Below are 20,101 nucleotides of genomic sequence, written 5' to 3'. Positions count from 1 at the left end.
GATTTTCCTCCCAGAATGTCTTTAGGCGATTGCCAGATGTCGATTGCGCACGGACTCGTCTGCGTCGAACTGCTGCCAGCTGCCGGAGAAGGCCACCGTGCCCGTGTCGAGGACATAGACGTGATCCGTGGTCTGCCGGCTGAACCAGATGTTCTGCTCCACCAGCAACAAGGTGATGTCGAGCTCGTTGCAAATCTTCGCAACAATGGCGGCCAGTTCCTCGACAATGACGGGGGCAAGCCCCTCTGTCGGCTCGTCCAGCAACAAGAGCCGTGGACGCGAGGCGACCGCACGGGCGACCGCTAGCATCTGTTGCTGTCCGCCGCTGAGCTGTCCGCCCAACCGGGCGCGCAAAGGCCCCAACATCGGGAACCATTCGTATATCTGATCGAGCTTCACCATCGGCCGGTCCGCCGAGGCGCCAAAACGCCCCAATTCGATATTCTCTTCAACCGAGATATGAGTGAAGATCCGACGATCCTCTGGCACCAGAGCGAGCCCGTGCTTGGCGCGTTTGAACCAAGCGGTCCGGCCAGTCGGCGCGTTGCCGATTGCGACCTTGCCATCAACCCGCGGACCAGAGTTCGCGATGGATTTCAGCAAGGTTGTCTTGCCGGCACCATTGCGGCCCAGCACAGTGGTCCGACCGCAATCCGGAACTTCCAGGCTGATGCCGTGCAGGATGTGGCTTTGCCCGTAGAAGGCATTCAGGTTCTCAACCTGCAGCATTGTACATATCCTCCCCGAGATAAACCTTGCGAACCGTCGGACTGTTGCGCACCTCGTCGACGGTGCCAGAGGCGATGACCTCGCCGTAGTTCATGACCATGACGGAGTCGGCAATCGCAAAGATCACGTCCATGTCGTGTTCCGTCATGACCACCGCCACGCCTTTCTGCTTGCGGATATCCAGGATCATGTCGACGATCTGCATCCGGTCAGCAGGGGCCATCCCGGCTGTCGGCTCGTCCAGCATCAGGATGGTCGGTTCAAGGGCGAGCGCGAGGGCAAGTTCCAGCCTCTTCTTGTCACCGTGAGAGATCGTCGCCGCGACCTCGTTGCGCAAATATCCGATATTGAGTTGGTCAAGCAGGTCTTCTGCCTCATTCCGCAACTGGTCAGCGGGGCTGGTCCGCCACCAACCGCCGACCCGCTCTCGCTTGTTGCGGTGCCGGGATTCGAGGGCGACGATCAGGTTTTCGGTCGCAGTCATGTCGAGGAAGACGCGGGACACCTGAAAGGTGCGCCCCATCCCGACCGCCGTCCGCTTGTGGGCCGGCATGCCGGTGACCTCACTGCCGCGGAAGGCGACCGTGCCGGACTTGCACGAGATTTCTCCGGTCAGCGCCTTGAACAGCGTCGTCTTGCCGGCACCGTTGGGCCCGATGATCGCCATTGCCTCCTGTTCAGGAACCGAAAAGCTGACGCTCTTGATCACATCGAATGCGCCGTAGGACACGCAAAGGTCACGGGCTTCGAGCAGCGGTGTCGCAGTCATGCCTTGTCTCCGTTCTTTGTGAACCGGTCTCGCAGCTTGCCCAGCATGCCAACGATGCCGGTGGGCGCCACCAGGATGACCACCACGAGAATGCCACCGACCATCATTTCCGACAGACCCGGGAAGCTCCGTGTCCAGTAGTTGATGGTGGAAAAGGCGACGGACCCAACAATCGGCCCCCAGAAGGAGGTGAAGCCACCAAGCAGTGAATTCAGGATTGGTTGCGTGGACGCCAGCCAGTTGACCTGATCCAGCGTCACGATGCGGGTCAATGGGGCGGACAGAGCACCCGCGAGCGCCGCTGTACCGCCCGAGATCATGAAGGAGTAAACCCGGTAGCGCAGCACGTCGATGCCGACAAAACGCGCGCGATCCGCGTCGTCGCGCACCGCTCTGAACGCCCGGCCCAATCGCGAATGCACCACCCACCAGAGTCCGGCAACGATCGCCACCACTGCCACCACAAGGAAACGGTAGTAATCGTCCCCGTGGGTCAGGTCGACAGTGAACAGTCCGAAGTCCATGATAGGACGCGGGATGTTGCCCAACCCGTCCTGCTCACCCAGCGCTGGCGAGAACCCGATGATCTTGCCCAAGGCCTCGGTCAACGCCACCGTGAGAACCGCAAGGAATATGCCCGTCAGCCGCTTCAGCGCGACGACGCCAATTGCCAGCGCGACAAGCGCGCCCAGCAAACCAGCGATTACCAGCGTCACCAGAAAGTGCAGTTGGAAATCGTAGCGTAGCGCGGCACCGGTGAAATAGGCACCGATGGCGTAGAACCCGGCATGACCAAAGGACGGCAGTCCGGTATATCCGAACAGCAGATTCCATGACAGTGCAAAGACCGACTGGATCAGGGTCATCCCGACGACGAAGAGTATGCCGGGATTGACCAGATGCGGGGCGAAGTACAGTAGTACAACCAGAATGGTCAGCGCGACTGGGCCAAGCCATACGGTTATCGGCGTGCCAGTTGTGGCGCCGATGTTTAAAGTCCTCTGACCCATTTCAGGTGGCTCCTTGTGCGGGGAAAAGGCCGTTCGGCTTCCAGACGAGGAAAACGGCCAACAGCACATAGATTGCGATGCCGCCATATTGTGAAAGGAAGGTCGCGTTGGCGCTTTCGACGATGCCCAGCATGATGCAGGCGATGAACGTGCCGCGAATGCTGCCCAAGCCACCGATCACGACTGCCAGGAACGCAAAGAGCACGAAGGACGCGCCGACATGGGTCGACAAGGCCTGGTTGGGAACAAGAATGCCGCCGGCAAAGCCTGCAAGCGCGAAGCTTGCGATCACGGACAGCATCAGCACCATTGGCACGTTGATACCGACGGTCCCCGACATCCAGGGATCATTGGACACCGCGCGCATGATCTTGCCCGCCCAGGTCCGGTGCATGATGATTTCAAGCACCAAGAACGTCAGGATGCCCAGCCCGATCACGAAAATCGTGTAGAGCGAGATATAAGACCCGCCGATAACGATGGCGCGGTCGACCTCGGGCGGCGGCATGACGGCAAAATAGTCAGTGCCCCAGATCGCCTTGGCGACCCCTTCGCAAAACAGCATCAGACCGAACGTCGCGATGAGGGCATAGTGGTAATCCACACCTCTCAATCGTTTCAGAACAATCAGATCGGTCAGATACCCGAGGGCTCCGACGGCCATGGCCGAAAGCAGCGCCACGCCGAGGAAGGCCCAGACCGATTCCGGCCAGGACCCCCCGATCGTGTAGGCGATATATGCCCCCAGCATGAAAAAGGCACCATGCGCGAGGTTCAGGAGTTTGAGGATTCCGAAAACCCATGTCAGGCCTGCGGCAACCAGGAAGAAAGCCATCCCGGATGCCAGACCGTTGAACAGGACAAATACAGCCTGGGAAAGCATCATTCGATCTCGCCGAGAGAGAAAGGCTTCCCCGGATTGGCGGGTTCGACCATTTCGGCGGCGTCGATCTGTGCCATCTGCATCACATCATAGTAGGGTTCTTCCCTAGAGGGCCCCATCTGCGAGTAATAGTTGGTGCAAAGCATCTGGTGATCTTCGGGACGGAAGTAACAGGGGCCAGCGGGGGTGTCGAAGGTCATGCCCTCCATGGCCGCGACGACCTCTTCGGTCTCAGTAGAACCCGCCTTGCGGATGCCATCGAACAGGCCCATCGCACTGCGCTGCCCGGCCATGATCAGTGCCGGTGGGAACGGATCCCCGGTCAGATCGACATAGTCGTCGTATAGCTGCTGGCTGAGCGGGTTGCTCTTAAAAGGTTCTAGCCCGTGGTTCCAATAGGACACAGACCAGAGGTTGGGATAGGTGTTCCGCCCCATCGCCTTGCCAGTGACTTCACCGTTGCCGACCTCGCCGATGACCTTGAACTTGTCGTACAGGCCGACCGAGCGTGCCTGTTGGAAGAAGCTGATCTGCGCCGCGCCCGCGACCCCGATATACAGCCCCTCGGCGTCCGAAGACATCAGCGCGTTGATCTGCGTACGGAAGTCCGTCGCCGTCCCCTGCGTGTAGATCGTATCGAGAACGGTCGCCTCTTCTCCGGCGGCTTCGACGGAGTATTTCTTGACAGCGTTGCCGAAGAACAAAGCGGAATCGCGGCCAAAGTCGCCGTCAGGCGCCATCGAAATCCAGGTTTTCACATCCGGATGGCTTTCGATCAGAGACCGACCGAAAGAACCGTACTGGGTGTAGTTATTAGACACGGTGCGGAAGATGTTCTTGTTGAACAACTGGTGCGTCACCGGCATCCCGGCGGCGCCCGCGATCACGATCAGAGCACCCAGTTCCGGCGCCAGCGGCGCGATGCCAAGGGCCGTCACGGTCTGCGAGCCGCCGATGATCAGGTTCACCCCATCACCAGCCAATTCGCGGGTGACGGCCACGGATTCGGCGCTGTTGTACTTGTCATCGCGCACGATCAGTTCGATCTCGCGACCGTTGATGCCGCCAGCCCGGTTGACCTGCATGGCGGCGATTTCGGTTCCTTGCAGGAACTGCGTGCCCACGGGCGCACCGACGCCGGTCAGGGCGTAGGACACGCCAACACGGATCGGTCCGGATTGCGCGCGCAAATAGGTGGCATTCATACCCAGCGCAGCACCTGCGCTTGCGGCCATGCCTTTTAGCACTGTTCTTCTTTTCATGTTTTCTCCTCCCCGAGATGACGGGCCGATCATTCGACCCGGGTTGTAGTTGGTTTCAAAAACCGACTTCCGCGCCCCCCTTGAGGTCCAGAAGTTTGCGCGCCTCGTCCGGGCTTGCGATGGTGAGCCCGAGACCCTCGATGATCTGCCGGGCCAGCCGGACTTGTTCGGCGCTGGATGTCGCCATGCGGCCGGGACCGGCCCAAAGCGAATCCTCAAGCCCCACCCGTACATTGCCGCCCATGGCCGCGGCCTGGGCCACGACACGCAGTTGGCTTGCACCCGCGCCCAGCACCGACCATCGGTAATCGTCACCGAACAGGCGATCCGCCGTGCGTTTCATATGCGAGACATCCTCAGGATGCGCACCGATTCCGCCGAGAATCCCGAACACCGACTGCACGAAGAAAGGCGGCTTCACGAGACCCCGGTCAACAAAATGGGCGAGGTTGTAGAGGTGTGAGATGTCGTAACACTCGAACTCAAACCGGGTGCCGTTGGCACCGCAGCTCTTCAGGATATATTCGATGTCCTTGAACGTGTTCTTGAACACGACATCGCGGGTGGCCTCCAGATGCTCCCGCTCCCAGTCGTGTTTAAACTCTGGATATTTGTCGACCAGCGGGAACAGACCGAAATTGATCGACCCCATGTTCAACGAGGCCACTTCCGGCTTGAGCTGCTTCGCAGGCTGCACGCGCTCTTCCAGAGACATATGCGGTGAGCCGCCCGACGTCAGATTGATGACCGCCCCGGTCGCCTGCTTGAGCTGCGGCAGAAAGCGCATGAAGCCTTCGATGCTCTGATCCGGGCGACCGTTCTCGGGGTCGCGGGCGTGAAGGTGCAGCACCGATGCCCCTGCCCCTGCGGCACCCAGGGCGTCGTCGATAATCTCTTGCGGTGTTACCGGCAGGTGTGGCGACATCGTCGGCGTGTGAATCCCACCGGTTACGGCGCAGGTGATGATAACTGGGTCGCGGCTCATAGCTCTGTCCTGACTTTGGGTTTCCCGGCGTCGGCCTGCTGGCGTCGGAACGCGGCCAGCGCCATAAGCTGCCTGTCACGCCACGCCTGCCGTTCCGGCAGTTCGGATTCTTCTAGTCTCTCGCGTCGCTGAGCTTCGATCCGGTCCAGAACCGGACCGGACCAGTCGGCGCTGGTGCCCATGGTGCTGGTCAGACCGCGAAACATGGGCTGATAGCGCTCGACATATTCCCGCACCCCCTTGGGAGAGTTCAGGTCGATGGTCTCGAACGGGCCCATAAAGACCCACCGCATCGCCAGCCCGTCACGAATGCAGGCATCCACACCTTCGGCATCGGCGTACCCATCATCGACGAGGCGGAAGGCCTCGTCCAAGATTGCGGCCTGAAGTCGGTTCAGGACAAAGCCGTCGATCTCCCGGTCCAGCCGGATCGGCTTTTGTCCGATGTCCGCCATCAGCGCGACTGTGCGTTCAACCACCTCCGGCTCTGTCCAAGGGGCCGGAACGACCTCGACCAACGGAACCAGATGTGGCGGATTGACTGGATGTGCCACCAGACACCGTCCGCGGCCCGGCAATTCCTCAGTGAAAGAAGAGGCCATGAGCGCAGAGGCAGAGCTTGCAATCACCGCGCCCCGGGGCGTCAGCCGATCGAGTTCAGCGAAAAGCGACCGCTTCATCTCAATCTTTTCCGGCGCGCATTCCTGGACGTGGCGCACGCCGTCCACAGCCTCTGCCAATGTTTGGCAAACGGTGACTTTCTTGGCGATCGCGGCGACATCCTGGGCGTCGGTTAAACCCGCATCAGCCATGTTCGCCAGAGTTGTGGAGATCCAGTCGATGGCCGCGTCGGCCACACCCGGCGTAGGGTCCCAAAGACGCACCGAAACCCCAGCGCGAGCAAAGCAGACAGCCCAACCCCGACCGATCAATCCACAGCCGATTATGGCAAGCGGCTCCATGATTCTCCTCCCGAACGTGGTGCCTCGAATTGCTTCATGACTAGCCGCGCCGAGCAAATGCCGTCAAGATATTTGTGATCCGTGATCACGATTTTACAGCGCGAAAAATCGTGCTAGTGATTTCGTGAGTTGGTGGTGCACACTGATGTTCGAGGAGTTTTGACCTATGGCGAATCTGGGACAGATTGAGTCTGCAACTATCCAGACGCAGGTGTATCAGCGTCTTCGCGAGGGGCTGTTCGATGGCGCTTTTTCACCGGGGCAAAGCCTGACAATCCGCAACCTTGCCGCAGGCTTGGGCACCAGCCCGATGCCCGTGCGGGAAGCCCTGCAAAGACTGGTTGCAGAGCGCGCGCTCGTGCAACTTCCCAATCGCACATTTCAGGTCACGCCCTTCACCACCGAGATGTTTCGCGAGTTGACCCGCGTCCGCATGTCGGTCGAGGGTTTAGCCGCCGGAGAAGCCGCCCGCCGGACCCGTTCTGAAGATGTCCGGACACTGCAAAAACTGAATAAGACGATGATTCGGGGTATCGAGAAAAACGATTCGGACGCGATCATGAAATCGAACTTCAGGTTCCATTTCGCACTCTACGAAATAGCCCAGATGCCCCAGCTTATGGATATCATCAACGGTCTATGGTTACGGGCCAGCCCCTATCTGATGAATGCGCATCGGAATCTGGAAGACCCCCTTCCCTTCTTCCGGGCCGGCACCCTGTTCCACGAAAGGCTGATCGAGGCCTGTCTCGTCAATGACCACCGAACCGCTGCGCGTGCCATGGCCGGTGATATTTGGTATTCCGCCCGCTACTTCCGCCGAAACATGGAACTGGTGAACACGGGCACAGCCAAGAAAACAAAGACGCCAAAACGAAGCAAATCACGGAAAGACTGAAAATGAATCTGACCGGCAAGACGGCGATTATCACCGGCGGTGCCTCCGGCATCGGACTGGCCATCGCAAAGCGTTTTTCGGAACTCGGTGCCGATCTGTGCCTCTGCGATGTATCGCAGGCGGCACTGGATGACGTGCACAATCTGCTGCCTGGCGCGATCCTCGTCCGTGCCGACGTGTCCCGGCCGGACGATGTGGCCCAGGCATTTGAGGATTTTGGCGCGGCTTTTGACCGTCTGGATGTTCTCGTCAACAATGCCGGCGTCTCGGGGCCCACGAAAGCCTTCGACGAGATCGCAGATAGCGAATGGGCGGACGTGATGGGGGTCAACATCAGTGGTATGTTCCACATGGCGCGCGCCGCCGCCCCCTATTTCCGAAAGCAGAACAGCGGCGCCGTCATCAACATGTCATCGACTGCCGGACGGATGGGGATGCCCCTGCGCCTGCCATACTCGGTCACAAAACATGCCGTGCGCGGCCTGACCGAAACCCTGGCGATGGAACTGGGTGAGGTCGGTGTAAGGGTGAATTCCATTCTGCCCGGCTTCGTCAACGGCCCGCGCGGGCTGCGCGTGATCTCCGAACAAGCTCTTGCCAAAGGCATGGAGCCGGAAGCCTATATGCAGAAGTTCCTGCACAACATCTCGATGCATAGCATGGTTGAAATGGAAGAGATCGCCGATATGGCGGCGTTTCTTGCCTCTGATCGCGCCCGGCATGTCTCTGGGCAGTCTATCGGCGTGTGCGGCAACTTCGAAAGCTACCGCAGTCCGGCGACGTGACCCCGGCGCGGCCCGTTTCGGCGACACGCAAGGGGGATATCTTTCCGTTGATCGTGCGACTGTGACGGTAACCCGGCTCGGGTGACCGCTCAGACCGAGAGGCGTCGAAAGTCACCCAGACTGCGAGAGACATGGGCCAGGAATCGCGCGGCGAGAACGCCATCGACGACGCGGTGATCCCAACTCAGGCTCAGCGGCTGAACAAGACGCGGCCGGAATGACTCGCCATCCCAGACCGGCTGGATCTCGGCACGAGTCATGCCGAGGATGGCGACCTCCGGGGCGTTGATAATCGGCGTGAACCCGGTGCCGCCGACCCCACCCAGTGACGAGATGGTGAAGGTGGCCCCCTGCATGTCGGCGGGCTTCAGTTTTCCGACGCGGGCCGCGCCTGCCAGTTCCGACATCTCTGCGGCGACATCGCGCAGCCCCTTTTGATCGGCCTGTTTGACGACCGGCACGACAAGACCGTCAGGCGTGTCGGCGGCGACCCCGATATTCCAGTAGGATTTGACCACCAACTCATCGCCATCCAGCGAAGCGTTGAAACGCGGAAAAGCTTTCAGCGCGGCGACCACCGCCTTCACCGTGAAAGCCAGCATAGTAATCTTCGCATCAGTCGATCCCGCCTCGGCGTTCAACTCCTTGCGGAACTGCTCCAGCTCGGTGACATCGGCCTTGTCGAAGTTGCAGACATGCGGAATTACCAGCGAATTCCGCGCAAGCGCTGGACCAGAGAACCGGGCAATGCGTGAGAGCGGTTGGCGTTCCACCGGTCCGAACCGGGCAAAGTCGACCCGGGGCCACTCTGGAAGCTCGGACAGCGGCAGATTTCCTGCGCCGGTCTGACCGGTGGCGACGTTCTGCATGCGCATCTTTACATAGCGTTCCACGTCCTCGCGCAGGATCCGCCCCTTTGGGCCGGTGCCGGGCACCGAGGCAACGTCCACCCCCAGAGAGCGTGCAAATTTACGAGTCGACGGCGTCGCATGGGACTGCTTACCCAGACCGGTTGGCATAGCAGCTGCTTCAGTCTGCAGCGATGCAACGACAGGCCGCGACCCTTCCGGTTGTGTCGAAATCGGTTTTGGCGTCTCAGGTTTTGCTTCCGCCTCGGGCGGTTCGGGCAACGCCTCAGCGGCGGCGCTACTGACTTCCATTACCGCGATCAATGTTCCTCGACTGACGCGATCCCCCGGCACAACCTTCAGCGCGGCGATCCGCCCCCCCTCCGGGCTGGGAATATCAAGCGTCGCCTTGTCGGTTTCCACCACCAGCAGCGTGTCATCGGCCGCGACTTCATCGCCCACGGACACTGCGATCTCAACCACGGGAACATCGGCAACGTCGCCGATATCGGGTACTTGAATGTCTATCATTCGGGTCATCTTTGCCTCCCTCACAACTGCCAGGGGGCGGAGGCCGACAGATCGATCTCCAGGTCGGCAGATGCTTTCTGAAGCAACGCCGCCTCGACCTCTCCGGTGCGGACCAACGCGTCGATGGCAGCCAGCGCCACATGCTGGCGGTCGACCTCAAAGAACCGGCGCAGCGCTGCACGACTGGCAGAGCGACCAAACCCATCTGTGCCAAGTATCGTCATCCGCATATCTAGATAGGGCGCGATCTGCCCTGGCACGGCGCGCACATAGTCGCTGGCCGCAACCACAGGCGCTCGTCCGGGCAACAAGGTCTCTAGGTGAGATGTCGCGGGCGTGCCAAGCCGCGTGTTCCGATCAGCCTCCGCCGCGTCGCGGGCTAGCTCGCTGAACGACGTAACGGAAAAGATGTCAGCGGCAATGCCATACCCCTCCAAGATTCCGGCAGCCGCGATCACCTCACGCAAGATGGTGCCGGAGCCAAGCAGCCGCACGCGCGGCCCGTCGCCGGCACGGCTCTCCAGCCTGTACATCCCCTTGACGATGCCCTCTGCGGCCCCGTCCGGCAGGTTGGGCTGGGCATAATTTTCGTTCATGACCGTGATGTAAAAGAATTCATCGCGCTTTTCGTCCAGCATCCGGGTCATGCCGTGGTCCATGATCACTGCCAGTTCACCGGCAAAACATGGGTCATAGGCGCGGCAGTTCGGGACCGCCGCCGCCCAGAGATGGCTGGAGCCGTCTTGGTGCTGCAGCCCTTCTCCCGAAAGGGTCGTGCGACCCGCCGTGGCGCCCAGTAGAAAGCCGCGAGCACGCTGGTCCGCCGCCGCCCAGATCAGGTCGCCGACCCGCTGGAAACCGAACATCGAGTAGTAGATGTAGATCGGCAGCATTTCCGTTCCGTGGGTCGAATAGGCGGTGGCCGCAGCGGTCCAAGAGCTGATTGCGCCGGCCTCGGTGATCCCTTCTTCCAGCAGCTGTCCATCGGCAGACTCCTTGTAGTAGAGCATGGAACCCGCATCTTCGGGCTCATAAGCCTGTCCACCCGGCGCATAGATACCGATCTGTCGGAACAGATTGTCCATGCCAAAGGTGCGGGCCTCGTCCGCGACGATCGGGACCACGCGCGGGCCAAAGGCCTTGTCCCTCAGCAGCCCGCTCATCATCCGCACCGCGGCCATGGTGGTGGACATCTCTTTGCCATCCGCCGAGATGGCGAACTTCGCGTATTTCTCAAGCGGCGGGCGCGGCGGTGCCATGGAATCCGCACGGTCCGGTCGCCGTGGCAGATAGCCGCCAAGCGCCGCACGGCGGTCCTTCAGATAGGCGATCTCGGGGCTGTCTTCACCGGGATGGAAGAACGCAAGGCTCTCGACCGCCTGATCCGTCAGCGGCAGGGCAAACCGGTCGCGGAACGCCTTCAGCGCCTCAATATCGAGCTTCTTGGCTTGGTGCGCGATCATCCGCGATTCCCCCGCGCCCCCCATGCCGTAGCCTTTCTTGGTCTTGGTGAGGATGACCGTCGGACGCCCCTTATGTGCCTTCGCGGCAGCAAAGGCGGCGTAGAGCTTTTTCAGGTCGTGTCCGCCACGCTTCAGCTTGTGGATCTCTTCGTCCGACATATGCGCGACCAGGCGCGCAGTGGCCGGATCGGCGTCGAAGAATTTCGTGCGGTTGTAGTCGCCGTTTTTGGACCCGAGATTCTGATACTCGCCGTCAACGGTCTCCGCGAAACGACGCAGCAGGGCGTGGTCTGTGTCGCGAGCAAAAAGGTTGTCCCATTCGGACCCCCAGAGCACCTTGATCACGTTCCAGCCTGCGCCGATGAACAGCGATTCCAGCTCTTGTATGATCTGGCCGTTGCCGCGCACGGGACCGTCCAGACGCTGCAGATTGCAGTTCACGATGAAGGTCAGATTGTCGAGCCCCTCGCGCGCGGCGAGAGTAAGCCCCGCAATGGACTCGGGTTCATCCATTTCGCCGTCACCGAACACGCCCCAGACATGCCTGTCCTGCGTCTCTGCCATCCCCCGCGCCTGCAGGTATCGCATGAAACGCGCCTGGTATACCGCCGACAGCGGGCCGATCCCCATGGAGCCGGTTGGCAATTGCCAGAACTCGTCCATCAGCCAGGGATGCGGATAGGAACACAGCCCCTTGCCAGGCACCTCCTGCCGATAGTTGGAGATATCCGTCTCGCTCAGCCGTCCTTCGAGGAAGGCGCGGGCATAGACCCCCGGCGCAGAGTGGGGCTGAAAGTAGACAAGGTCGCCGCCGAATTCGTCCGATTTGGCGCGAAAGAAATGGTTAAAACCCACTTCGAAGATCTCGGCCGCGGATGCAAAAGAGGCAATATGCCCACCAAGCTCGCCATACGCCTTGTTGGCGCGCATCACCATGGCCAGCGCATTCCACCGGATGATCGAAGTGATGCGCTCTTCCATCGCCATATCGCCGGGATAGGCGGGCTGACGTGCCAGCGGAATGGTGTTGCGGTATGACGAGTAGGGCAGCCCCGCAGTGGTGACACCCAACCTACGCGCATGGTCCTGCACCTTGTTCAGAACGAACTGAGCACGGTCCGGGCCCGAGACCTGCATCAGGGAGTCGAGCGCCTCGACCCACTCGGCGGTTTCAATGGCGTCCTCGTCCTGAAAGGTGCTGATCTTGGTCATGTGGTCCTCCTTGCCAGCGCGCAGGATGCCACAAGGCGCTTGACTGAAAATGACAAACTGGCCAGAAAAAGTAGATTCTTTGGTTGCATCCGCTAAAAATTCAATGATTTTTCGAGAAATCAGCTAAGGGGATTGTGGATGAGACAGACACTGGATGAAACAGACCTGAAGATCCTGCACGCGTTGCAGACCGATGCCCGAATCTCGCATCAGGAACTTAGCGAACAGGTCGGCCTGTCGCCATCGCCCTGCTCCCGGCGCATCCGCATCATGGAGGCTAGCGGCATCATCAAGGGGTACAGCGCCCATGTGGACGAAAGGAAGCTGGGCTTCTCGATGAGCATCTTTGTGTCGGTCAAGCTCGACCGCCAGATCGACAGCCGTCTGGTGCATTTCGAGCGTGCAATCGCAATATGTCCCGAGGTCGTAGATTGCTGGCTGATGACCGGAAACAGGGATTACTTGCTACGAATCTCTGTGCGGGATCTGGAAGAGTTCGAACAGTTCCTGACGGTTCGCCTGACCAAGATCCCCGGTGTCGCCTCGCTTGAATCCTCAATCCCGATCCGGCGCATCAAGGGCGACATGTCGCGCCTGCGCTAACCAGCGTGAATTCCCGCTCCCGACCTCCAGCACAGCGTCTTGTGCCCCCTAACGAGCTTTTGGGGCGGCACGAAAGCGCGACAGGTCCAATGCGGAACAAGTCACGCAGTTATTTGCTATTGTGCCTCTACTGTTATGGTCAGTTGCAAGCACGTCCTTGCAACAGTGGTCTGGGCGTGACTCGAAAAGACCTATTCTGCCAACCAGATGACGCTTTCGTGAGTTGCCCTGCTTCACGGCTTCGGTCATCGATTTCGGCATGGTGAAACGGTTCATTCTTACCATGCTTGTCGTTTTGGCGGGTCTTTCGGTTACGATCTCTCCGGTCGTAGCCCAAGCCGCGTTCGGGCAAACGGGATGTGGTATCACCGAAGTCGGCGCACATCAGGCGCATACGCAAGCGGGCCACATGATGCATGCCAATTACGGCAAGTCCGCGCATATCAGCACGTTCATCGATCAGAACACTTGCTGTGACAAGGTCTGCTCTGTCGACTTCCTTTTTCAGATCGGCGAGCGGCCGACCGCGTTTCGCGAAACATCTCTGCCGCGCGATTGGGACAGCACATCTCCGCGCAAACAGTCGGGGCCATTTGGGCTGAAGCGTCCTCCACGGGTCTGATCATCGTGCATCGCGGGCGCATTTTGCGCCGTTGCCATTGATCCCTCCGGAGTCTTTCCATGAAATATCGTTTCGCGGCCCTCGTGCCGCTTGCGCTTGCAGGCTGTGCAAAGCCGCTGGTGCTACCTGACGGTGGTGCGCTTGTCCGTGCCGCCGATCCCAAATTGGTGGCGCCTTTGCCGCCGGGTCCGAGTGTCGCATACAAGGCACATGCCATTTCCGAGCCGCTCGACTGGCGGCAACTAAACGACGCTCAGGCGCCCGGAAGTGGCACATGAGCGCGCGTTTGTTGGGCTTGGCCTCGCTGGTTCTGTTGGCCGCATGTACCGATCAGACGGTGGTGGACAGGGCATCTGACCCGCGCGCAGGGTTTGGCTTTGTCGAGGACGGTGCAAAACGGTCGACCGGGGCCAGCGCCGCGTGGGCGCAGACCTCGGCCGAGGTTGCCGCGAACGAGGCCCGCGTCAGGGCGCTGGTTGCGGGCAAGACCGTTGGCCCCGAGACCGCCGTTCAGGTCGCGCTTATGAACAATCGCAGGATTCAGGCGGCCTATGCCGAGTTGGGCCTGTCCGCCACGGACCTTTGGGACGTTGCGCTTGGCCCGCGCCCAAGGCTGGAGATCGGGATCAGCGGCATTGGCGAGGCCGGGCTGGCCCGATCGCTCGAAGCGGTGGTGACCGGGGCGATCCTTGATCTGGCCACGCAGAAACCACGCACCAAATTGGCCGAGACGCGCTTTCGGCAAGCGCAGATGATGGCCTTGGCCGATACCGTCGCGCTGGCCGCCGAGACGCGCCGCGCCTGGATCGACGCTGTCGCCGCCTTTGAGGTCTCGTCGATGATCGGGCGGGCGCAAGGCACAGCCGAGGCTGCGTCGGAGTTGGCCGCCGAACTGGGGCGCACCGGGGCGATGAATCGGGCCGACCAGGCGCGCGAGCATGTATTTACCGCCGAACTGGCGGCTGAGCGCACAGAGGCGCGGCTTGCAGCGCAGCTGGCCAAGGAAAAGCTGACCCGGCTGATGGGGCTGTATGGCACCGGAACCGACTACTATGTGCCTGACAGCCTGCCCTCGCTGCCCGGTCGCAGGCCCGCGCCTAGCAACGCGGAACGGTTGGCCCTTGAACACCGCACCGACCTGGCCATCGCCAAGCTTGAGCTTGAGGCCATCGCGCAGCAGTATCGTCTGGACACGCAGACGCGGCGCCTGTCCTCGGCAGATCTCAGCGTCGGGGTCGAAATCGAACGGAGCGATGCCCGCGAAACCGAAGCCTCGCCTGTATTGGCGGTGGGGTTTGAAATCCCGCTGTACGATGCCGGGCCGCTGACCTCGCGACGAGGCGCTTTGGAATACAGCCGCGCGGCCCATACACTAGCCCAGCGGGCGGTCAACGCCAGATCCGAGGCGCGCTCGGCCCATGCCGCCGTCACCGGCACCTACAACATCGCCCGCCACTGGCGCGACGAGGTGCTGCCGTTGCGCCGCGAAATCGACCGCGAGGCGCTGAAATCCTACAACGGGATGCTGACGTCGACCTTCGAGCTGATCGAGGACGCCCGCGACGGGCTGGAGGCAGAACTGGAGACTGCAAAAGCCAAAGCAGCCTACTGGCGCGCAGAATCCGATCTGAAAACCGTCATCTGGGGACCGATCCCGGGAGGAGCCGAATGAACCGCCGTCAATTGCTGACCGGGGGCGCGGGGGCCGTTTTGGCCTCTGCCGCCGCCGCCGAAACCCGTTTCCGTGACCTGCCCGAGGCCGCCTTTACCGACAGCCCCTATACGCAGGTGCCTGACCGCCCCATGGCGGGGCTCGAGTATAATCCTGTCGTCACGCTGAACGGCTGGTCGCTGCCGTGGCGGATGAACGCGGGCGTCAAAGAATTTCACCTTGTCGCTGAGCCGGTGGAACGCATCATGGCTGATGGCATGATGGCGCGGCTGTGGGGCTATAACGGCCAGTCCACCGGCCCAACCATCGAGGCGGTCGAGGGCGAGCGCGTGCGCATCTACGTCACCAACCGTCTGCCCGAACACACGAGCGTGCATTGGCACGGGCTGATCCTGCCCTCGGGGATGGACGGCGTCGGCGGGCTCAGCCATCCCGCGATCGCGCCCGGAAAGACCTTTGTCTACGAGTTCGACCTGACGAAGTCTGGCACCTTCATGTACCACCCCCATGCCGACGAGATGGTGCAGATGGCGATGGGCATGATGGGTCTGTTTATCGTGCATCCGCGCGACCCGGCCTTCATGCCTGTAGATCGCGACTTTGCCTTCTTGCTGGCGGCCTATGACATCGACCCGGGCACTTATATCCCGCGCGTCGCCGAGATGACCAACTTCAACATGTGGACGTGGAACAGCCGGATCTTCCCGGATATCGACCCACTTGTTGTCAACAAGGGCGACCGGGTGCGGGTGCGCTGTGGCAACCTGACGATGACTAACCATCCGATCCACATGCATGGATATGATTTCGAGGTCACCTGCACCGATGGCGGCTGGGTGCCCAAAAGCGCCCGCTGGCCCGAGGTCAGCATCGACATTCCCGTCGGTGCCATGCGTGCCTATGAATTCGACGCCATCCATGAAGGCGACTGGGCAATCCATTGCCACAAGTCGCACCACACGATGAACGCCATGGGCCATGACCTGCCGACCTTCATCGGCACGGACAAGCGCCGCGTGACCCAGATGATCCGCCGCCAGCAACCGGGCTACATGCCAATGGGCACTGCCGGCATGGCCGACATGGGTGAGATGTCAATGGAACTGCCCGACAACACCATCCCGATGATGACGGGCTGGGGGCCGTATGGCCCGCTGGAAATGGGCGGCATGTTCAGCGTGGTCAAGGTGCGCGAGGGCATTGCCCCCGACGATTATTCCGACCCCGGTTGGTATGTGAATCCGCCCGGCACGCAGGCGTATGAGTGGACAGGCGACATGCCCGAATTTGCCCGCGCCAACGGGCCTGCCACGCAGGTCACTCCGAAATCCCACCTCAAACACGATCACTGACGCAACAAAGGAAAACGCGCCATGAAACTCATCTATGCACTGACCCTTGGCCTGATGACCGCCACTGCCGCACTGGCACAGGAGGCCATGCCACAAAGCCACGGCACCATCACCAAGATCGACACAAAGTGGAAGAAGGTCACCATCGACCACGGCCCACTGGAGAACCTCGACATGCCCGCCATGAAGATGGTCTTCGGTTATGCGGACGGCATGATGGACGGGCTGGCCGAGGGCGCAAAGGTAGCCTTTGTTGCGGATCGCGTGAACGGTAAGTTGGCCGTGACCGAGATCATGGCAGAGTGATTGCGATGTGGTGCCGGGGTGGCCCTTCGGGGCCGTTTCCTTGCTCAGGAGCAAGGCTGCGCAGTTGCGCCCGGTGCAGGATAAGACCTATGTAAACCGACAGGCGATCCCGATGAAACGCCTTGTATTTCCGATGGTTTTGGCCGCTGACCCTGCGCTGGCCGACCGGGACGACGGTCGTGGCTATATAATGGATGGGTACGGTTTCGGGATGATGATGTTCGCCCTGCCCCTTTGGCTGATCGTGCTGGGCATTGTCGTGGCCGGGGTGATCTGGTTCGTCCGGCGCACCGATGCCAATCCGACGCAGCGACCAGGTGCTGCCATCGCTGCACTGGACATGCGCCTTGCCCGAGGCGAGATTGACCCCGAGGATTGCTCTGCGCGCAAGACGCTGCTGGCAGGCTGATCGCTTGCAGGTGCGCGCCCCGCAGTAGACGGGGCGCGGCAGCATCACTTGCGGTACTTGGAATGACAGGCCTTGCAAGTCCCGCCCAACGTGCCCAGAGCCGGGCCAAGATCGGCTTCGGCAGAAATCGTCCCGATCATTCCCTCGGCGGTGATTTCGGCTGTCGAGGCGAGGTGCGCGAAATCCGTCCAATCCTTCCAGATCGCGGGCAGAGCCTCGGATTTCGGATCGTCGGCGCGGCTTTCGAACAGCGACTGGATTTGCGCAGACTGTGCCGCGATCTCGGTCAGGGCGGCATTGGCGACGCCTGCATCAAAGTCGGCTTCACCTTTGGCCATCGACCCGATGATCTTCATCTGATCGCCGATCGACTTCATGACTTCCATACGGGCCATAACGTCCTTGTTCTTGACGCCGCCATGCGCCAGTGCCGCGGTTCCGAGCGCAATCAGCGCCACAGCGAATGCAGTCTTTTTCATTGTTCCGATTTCCTTTGATTTGATGAGAGTCATGCGACGTCAATCCATGCGGTCATGCCCGAGGCCGCGTGGGCCAGCATGTGACAATGGAACAGCCATTTTCCGGGGTTGTCGGCGGTGAAAGCGATCTCAAGCGGTTCATTTGGGATGCTGAGAATGGTGTCGCGCATCGGGCCAAAGCTGCCATCGGCGCGGACCTCACGGAAATGCATGCCGTGCAAGTGCATGGCATGTGGAAAGACCGTTCGGTTGGTCAGCTTGATCCGCGCCACTTCGCCGCGTTTCAGGGCGGCAAAGGGCGTGTCGGACATCCCGGCCTGACCTGACAGCGCCCAGTATTGGCCTTTTTCGATCAGCGCCCGGAAGTCCAGCTGTTCACCCTCATAGGTGGCACTGTCCATGCCCGCCATTGCGCCGCCCTCCATCACCATGGCAAAGCTGCGCGCGTTCGACAGGTCTGGCAGCGCAGTGTTCGGATTGGCGGGCAGCGGAGACGGGACGGTGTCGCGCGCAGCGCGCGCGCCGGTGATGGTGATCTCGACCAACGCTTCCCACGTGTCGCCACCGAGGGACATCAGCAGCGCGGCAAGGCCATCGGTCGCGGTGACGTCGACAATCAGGTCGGTACGTTGGGCGGGGGCCAGGACGATCTCGCCGGTCACTGCCTCGGGGGTATCCAACGGCATCCCGTCCAGCGCAACGGTCCAGCCGGTCATGCCTTCCAGCTTCAAGCCAAAGATGCGGGCATTTGCAGCGTTGATCAGCCGCAGGCGTAGGCGTTCGCCCGTCTCGGCCTGCATCGTATAGGCGTATTGCCCGTTAACCCCGATCAGGTTCCCGCTGCGGCCGCCGTGGCTCATCATCATCGGATGATTGAACGGCTCGGCGAACTGGCCCGTATCCGGATCAAGCAGCCAGTCGTCCAGCATCAGCACTTCGTCGCGGTCCACGTCCGGCGGCGTCGGTTCGCCCACGATCAGCACGCCGGACAGGCCGCGCGCGACCTGCTCCATCGAGTTCTTGTGCGCGTGATACCAATAGGTTCCCGCATCCGGCACGGCAAAGTCATATTCGAACGTCTCGCCCGGCGCAGCAGGCTCTTGCGTCAGGCCCGCGACACCGTCCATGGCGTTGTCGATGCGGATGCCGTGCCAGTGGATCGACGTCGGCTCGTCCAGTTCATTGACCAGCTGCCGGGTCACGCGTCCTCCCTGCGGGGCGCGAATCAGCGGGCCGGGAATGGTCCCGTCATAGGACCAGACTTCGGTCGCGGGATAGCCTTCGGGGGCCAGCTGCACGCTGGCCTTGCGCGCGGTCAGCCTATTAGTTGCGGCCAATGCGGGGCGGGCCAGCGCCAGCCCGGTGACCCCGGCCATCCCGGCGCAAAAAGCCCTGCGGTTGAGTTCCATGCGCATCTCCTCAGTTGATGCCATTGTTGCGCTGAAGCTCGCGCACATAGGTTACGATCCCGGCGACATCGGTCTTGGTCAGCCCGTCCTGCGCAGGCATGTCGCCGAATTTCCAGTGATGCGCCCGCACGCCGTTCTGCGCCGCCATGTAAAAGGCCATGTCGCCGTGGTGGTTCGGTTCGTAGATCTTGTGCACCAGCGGTGGGCCAAACCCCAACTTTCCCGCAGCATTTTGCCCGTGGCAGTCGGCGCAAACCGCGTCAAACGCATGCTTGCCGATCTCGGCCTTGGCGCTGAGCGTGTCGGGAAGGGTCACTTCGACGATGGGCGCGCCTTGGGCAGTCCTGGCCTTGGCAGCCTCTTCGAGGGCATCGCCGCGCGTCAGGTAATACGCACCGGCGCCGATGACGAGGGCAGCGCCCCCAGCGATCAGTTTGATCTTCATGATATGGTCCTGTGTCGCGCGCGCCTCTGCGGGCTGCGCTGATCCTGTCTGGTGGCGGAGATACCGCCGATGAGGCAAGGGTCAGGCGGCAGATCGCGGCGGCGGCAGGTCGATCCGGGAGGGAATGCCATTCAACAGGTTTGCCCCAGCGCGATCGTGGGGCTGGCTTTGCGGTGCAATCGTTGCAGGCCACATCGCCGGACTGACCGTCACCATCGCGCCGCAGCCCGTGACATGCGGGCAGTCATGGTCAATGCTCGGGCCACCGGAGATCTCGGAGCAATCGGCGCAACCCGGCATGTGGTCCAACATCGCCACGTCGGACGCGCCATGCGCGACCGCCGCCCCGGGAAGGGCCAGCACGGCAAGCAGGCCGGTCAGGACAAGAACGAGGATCAGGCGCACAGGCTCTCCGCTTTGGATTGCGGCAGAGAGTGCGATAAATTGCGGGGGTGGGTCAAGCACCA

The 20,101-nt window shown here is 61.4% G+C and carries 21 protein-coding genes; 8 read left to right on the top strand and 13 right to left on the bottom strand.

Going from position 1 to position 20,101, the window contains the following annotated elements; translation table 11 throughout:
- Positions 1-21: 21 nt before the first annotated feature.
- From ANTHELSMS3_RS11430 to ANTHELSMS3_RS11400, 7 genes are read right to left on the bottom strand one after another with little or no spacing between them, the layout of a single operon-like run.
- Complete coding sequence (locus ANTHELSMS3_RS11430; RefSeq protein ID WP_094034974.1) at positions 22-729, bottom strand: ABC transporter ATP-binding protein; 708 nt, start codon at positions 727-729, stop codon at positions 22-24.
- On the bottom strand, positions 716-1,498 hold the full coding sequence (locus tag ANTHELSMS3_RS11425; RefSeq protein WP_094034973.1) for an ABC transporter ATP-binding protein: 783 nt from the start codon (positions 1,496-1,498) through the stop codon (positions 716-718). Before ANTHELSMS3_RS11425 ends, ANTHELSMS3_RS11430 begins: the two co-directional genes overlap by 14 nt.
- A complete protein-coding gene (locus tag ANTHELSMS3_RS11420; RefSeq protein WP_094034972.1) occupies positions 1,495-2,508 on the bottom strand; it encodes a branched-chain amino acid ABC transporter permease in 1,014 nt (337 codons plus the stop codon). Before ANTHELSMS3_RS11420 ends, ANTHELSMS3_RS11425 begins: the two co-directional genes overlap by 4 nt.
- Position 2,509: 1 nt before the next feature.
- Complete coding sequence (locus ANTHELSMS3_RS11415) at positions 2,510-3,394, bottom strand: branched-chain amino acid ABC transporter permease (protein ID WP_254694717.1); 885 nt, start codon at positions 3,392-3,394, stop codon at positions 2,510-2,512.
- The gene (locus tag ANTHELSMS3_RS11410) at positions 3,391-4,653 is read right to left on the bottom strand and encodes an ABC transporter substrate-binding protein (protein ID WP_094034971.1); all 1,263 of its coding nucleotides are present in this window, start codon (positions 4,651-4,653) and stop codon (positions 3,391-3,393) included. The genes ANTHELSMS3_RS11415 and ANTHELSMS3_RS11410 overlap by 4 nt, the downstream gene beginning before the upstream one ends.
- A gap of 55 nt (positions 4,654-4,708) precedes the next feature.
- Positions 4,709-5,638 carry a 3-keto-5-aminohexanoate cleavage protein gene (locus ANTHELSMS3_RS11405; RefSeq protein WP_094034970.1) on the bottom strand — a complete coding sequence of 310 codons (930 nt, stop codon included), beginning with the start codon at positions 5,636-5,638 and terminating at the stop codon, positions 4,709-4,711.
- Positions 5,635-6,600, bottom strand: a complete 966-nt coding sequence (locus tag ANTHELSMS3_RS11400) for a 3-hydroxyacyl-CoA dehydrogenase (RefSeq protein WP_094034969.1) — start codon at positions 6,598-6,600, stop codon at positions 5,635-5,637. The genes ANTHELSMS3_RS11405 and ANTHELSMS3_RS11400 overlap by 4 nt, the downstream gene beginning before the upstream one ends.
- A 166-nt stretch (positions 6,601-6,766) precedes the next feature.
- On the opposite strand from ANTHELSMS3_RS11400, the gene ANTHELSMS3_RS11395 reads away from it, so the two are divergent.
- Together ANTHELSMS3_RS11395 and ANTHELSMS3_RS11390 are read left to right on the top strand one after the other, a co-directional pair.
- Positions 6,767-7,498 (top strand): GntR family transcriptional regulator, encoded by a 732-nt coding sequence (locus ANTHELSMS3_RS11395; RefSeq protein WP_094034968.1) that lies wholly within the window; start codon positions 6,767-6,769, stop codon positions 7,496-7,498.
- A gap of 2 nt (positions 7,499-7,500) precedes the next feature.
- On the top strand, positions 7,501-8,283 hold the full coding sequence (locus tag ANTHELSMS3_RS11390) for an SDR family oxidoreductase (protein ID WP_094034967.1): 783 nt from the start codon (positions 7,501-7,503) through the stop codon (positions 8,281-8,283).
- A gap of 89 nt (positions 8,284-8,372) precedes the next feature.
- Here ANTHELSMS3_RS11390 and ANTHELSMS3_RS11385 read toward each other — a convergent pair whose 3' ends face one another.
- Both ANTHELSMS3_RS11385 and mdeB read right to left on the bottom strand, forming a co-directional pair.
- On the bottom strand, positions 8,373-9,671 hold the full coding sequence (locus ANTHELSMS3_RS11385) for a 2-oxo acid dehydrogenase subunit E2 (RefSeq protein ID WP_094034966.1): 1,299 nt from the start codon (positions 9,669-9,671) through the stop codon (positions 8,373-8,375).
- A gap of 11 nt (positions 9,672-9,682) precedes the next feature.
- Complete coding sequence (mdeB, locus tag ANTHELSMS3_RS11380; protein WP_094034965.1) at positions 9,683-12,337, bottom strand: alpha-ketoglutarate dehydrogenase; 2,655 nt, start codon at positions 12,335-12,337, stop codon at positions 9,683-9,685.
- Between the two features lie 138 nt (positions 12,338-12,475).
- Between mdeB and ANTHELSMS3_RS11375 the strand changes: the two genes are divergently transcribed.
- The 6 genes from ANTHELSMS3_RS11375 to ANTHELSMS3_RS11345 all read left to right on the top strand — a co-directional run bounded on the left by ANTHELSMS3_RS11375 (position 12,476) and on the right by ANTHELSMS3_RS11345 (position 17,301).
- Positions 12,476-12,940, top strand: a complete 465-nt coding sequence (locus ANTHELSMS3_RS11375) for an Lrp/AsnC family transcriptional regulator (protein WP_094034964.1) — start codon at positions 12,476-12,478, stop codon at positions 12,938-12,940.
- A 681-nt stretch (positions 12,941-13,621) separates the two neighbouring features.
- A complete protein-coding gene (locus ANTHELSMS3_RS11365; protein WP_094034962.1) occupies positions 13,622-13,840 on the top strand; it encodes a hypothetical protein in 219 nt (72 codons plus the stop codon).
- Positions 13,837-15,234: a TolC family protein gene (locus ANTHELSMS3_RS11360; RefSeq protein ID WP_198319795.1), complete on the top strand. Its 1,398-nt coding sequence runs from the start codon at positions 13,837-13,839 to the stop codon at positions 15,232-15,234. The genes ANTHELSMS3_RS11365 and ANTHELSMS3_RS11360 overlap by 4 nt, the downstream gene beginning before the upstream one ends.
- Positions 15,231-16,586, top strand: a complete 1,356-nt coding sequence (locus ANTHELSMS3_RS11355; RefSeq protein ID WP_094034961.1) for a multicopper oxidase family protein — start codon at positions 15,231-15,233, stop codon at positions 16,584-16,586. Before ANTHELSMS3_RS11360 ends, ANTHELSMS3_RS11355 begins: the two co-directional genes overlap by 4 nt.
- Before the next feature lie 21 nt (positions 16,587-16,607).
- Entirely contained in the window at positions 16,608-16,892 is a 285-nt protein-coding gene (locus tag ANTHELSMS3_RS11350; protein WP_094034960.1) for a copper-binding protein, read from the top strand.
- A 112-nt stretch (positions 16,893-17,004) separates the two neighbouring features.
- Positions 17,005-17,301 (top strand): hypothetical protein, encoded by a 297-nt coding sequence (locus ANTHELSMS3_RS11345; protein ID WP_094037071.1) that lies wholly within the window; start codon positions 17,005-17,007, stop codon positions 17,299-17,301.
- 44 nt (positions 17,302-17,345) lie between these two features.
- On the opposite strand, the gene ANTHELSMS3_RS11340 is transcribed toward ANTHELSMS3_RS11345, so the two are convergent.
- The 4 genes from ANTHELSMS3_RS11340 to ANTHELSMS3_RS11325 form a co-directional block, all read right to left on the bottom strand.
- Positions 17,346-17,780, bottom strand: coding sequence for a c-type cytochrome (locus tag ANTHELSMS3_RS11340; RefSeq protein WP_094037070.1), 435 nt, complete (start codon positions 17,778-17,780; stop codon positions 17,346-17,348).
- A 29-nt stretch (positions 17,781-17,809) separates the two neighbouring features.
- The gene (locus tag ANTHELSMS3_RS11335) at positions 17,810-19,189 is read right to left on the bottom strand and encodes a multicopper oxidase family protein (protein WP_094037069.1); all 1,380 of its coding nucleotides are present in this window, start codon (positions 19,187-19,189) and stop codon (positions 17,810-17,812) included.
- Positions 19,190-19,199: 10 nt separating this feature from the next.
- Positions 19,200-19,637 (bottom strand): c-type cytochrome, encoded by a 438-nt coding sequence (locus ANTHELSMS3_RS11330; protein ID WP_439098674.1) that lies wholly within the window; start codon positions 19,635-19,637, stop codon positions 19,200-19,202.
- Between the two features lie 78 nt (positions 19,638-19,715).
- The gene (locus ANTHELSMS3_RS11325) at positions 19,716-20,099 is read right to left on the bottom strand and encodes a hypothetical protein (RefSeq protein WP_157733485.1); all 384 of its coding nucleotides are present in this window, start codon (positions 20,097-20,099) and stop codon (positions 19,716-19,718) included.
- Between the last annotated feature and the right edge of the window lie 2 nt (positions 20,100-20,101).

It is taken from the genome of Antarctobacter heliothermus (assembly GCF_002237555.1).
Lineage (GTDB): Bacteria > Pseudomonadota > Alphaproteobacteria > Rhodobacterales > Rhodobacteraceae > Antarctobacter > Antarctobacter heliothermus_B.
The sequence above is the reverse complement of the archived record's forward strand: the minus strand, read 5'-3'. Positions and strand labels throughout refer to the sequence as shown.

Coding starts and splice junctions, on each gene's coding strand:
- ANTHELSMS3_RS11360 (WP_198319795.1), top strand. CDS start 13,837: ATGAGCGCGCGTTTGTTGGGCTTGGCCTCGCTGGTTCTGTTGGCCGCA.
- ANTHELSMS3_RS11385 (WP_094034966.1), bottom strand. CDS start 9,671: ATGACCCGAATGATAGACATTCAAGTACCCGATATCGGCGACGTTGCC.
- ANTHELSMS3_RS11355 (WP_094034961.1), top strand. CDS start 15,231: ATGAACCGCCGTCAATTGCTGACCGGGGGCGCGGGGGCCGTTTTGGCC.
- ANTHELSMS3_RS11425 (WP_094034973.1), bottom strand. CDS start 1,498: ATGACTGCGACACCGCTGCTCGAAGCCCGTGACCTTTGCGTGTCCTAC.
- ANTHELSMS3_RS11415 (WP_254694717.1), bottom strand. CDS start 3,394: ATGATGCTTTCCCAGGCTGTATTTGTCCTGTTCAACGGTCTGGCATCC.
- ANTHELSMS3_RS11375 (WP_094034964.1), top strand. CDS start 12,476: ATGAGACAGACACTGGATGAAACAGACCTGAAGATCCTGCACGCGTTG.
- ANTHELSMS3_RS11405 (WP_094034970.1), bottom strand. CDS start 5,638: ATGAGCCGCGACCCAGTTATCATCACCTGCGCCGTAACCGGTGGGATT.
- ANTHELSMS3_RS11395 (WP_094034968.1), top strand. CDS start 6,767: ATGGCGAATCTGGGACAGATTGAGTCTGCAACTATCCAGACGCAGGTG.
- ANTHELSMS3_RS11420 (WP_094034972.1), bottom strand. CDS start 2,508: ATGGGTCAGAGGACTTTAAACATCGGCGCCACAACTGGCACGCCGATA.
- ANTHELSMS3_RS11390 (WP_094034967.1), top strand. CDS start 7,501: ATGAATCTGACCGGCAAGACGGCGATTATCACCGGCGGTGCCTCCGGC.
- ANTHELSMS3_RS11345 (WP_094037071.1), top strand. CDS start 17,005: ATGAAACGCCTTGTATTTCCGATGGTTTTGGCCGCTGACCCTGCGCTG.
- ANTHELSMS3_RS11350 (WP_094034960.1), top strand. CDS start 16,608: ATGAAACTCATCTATGCACTGACCCTTGGCCTGATGACCGCCACTGCC.
- ANTHELSMS3_RS11340 (WP_094037070.1), bottom strand. CDS start 17,780: ATGAAAAAGACTGCATTCGCTGTGGCGCTGATTGCGCTCGGAACCGCG.
- ANTHELSMS3_RS11430 (WP_094034974.1), bottom strand. CDS start 729: ATGCTGCAGGTTGAGAACCTGAATGCCTTCTACGGGCAAAGCCACATC.
- ANTHELSMS3_RS11365 (WP_094034962.1), top strand. CDS start 13,622: ATGAAATATCGTTTCGCGGCCCTCGTGCCGCTTGCGCTTGCAGGCTGT.
- ANTHELSMS3_RS11410 (WP_094034971.1), bottom strand. CDS start 4,653: ATGAAAAGAAGAACAGTGCTAAAAGGCATGGCCGCAAGCGCAGGTGCT.
- mdeB (WP_094034965.1), bottom strand. CDS start 12,337: ATGACCAAGATCAGCACCTTTCAGGACGAGGACGCCATTGAAACCGCC.
- ANTHELSMS3_RS11335 (WP_094037069.1), bottom strand. CDS start 19,189: ATGGAACTCAACCGCAGGGCTTTTTGCGCCGGGATGGCCGGGGTCACC.
- ANTHELSMS3_RS11400 (WP_094034969.1), bottom strand. CDS start 6,600: ATGGAGCCGCTTGCCATAATCGGCTGTGGATTGATCGGTCGGGGTTGG.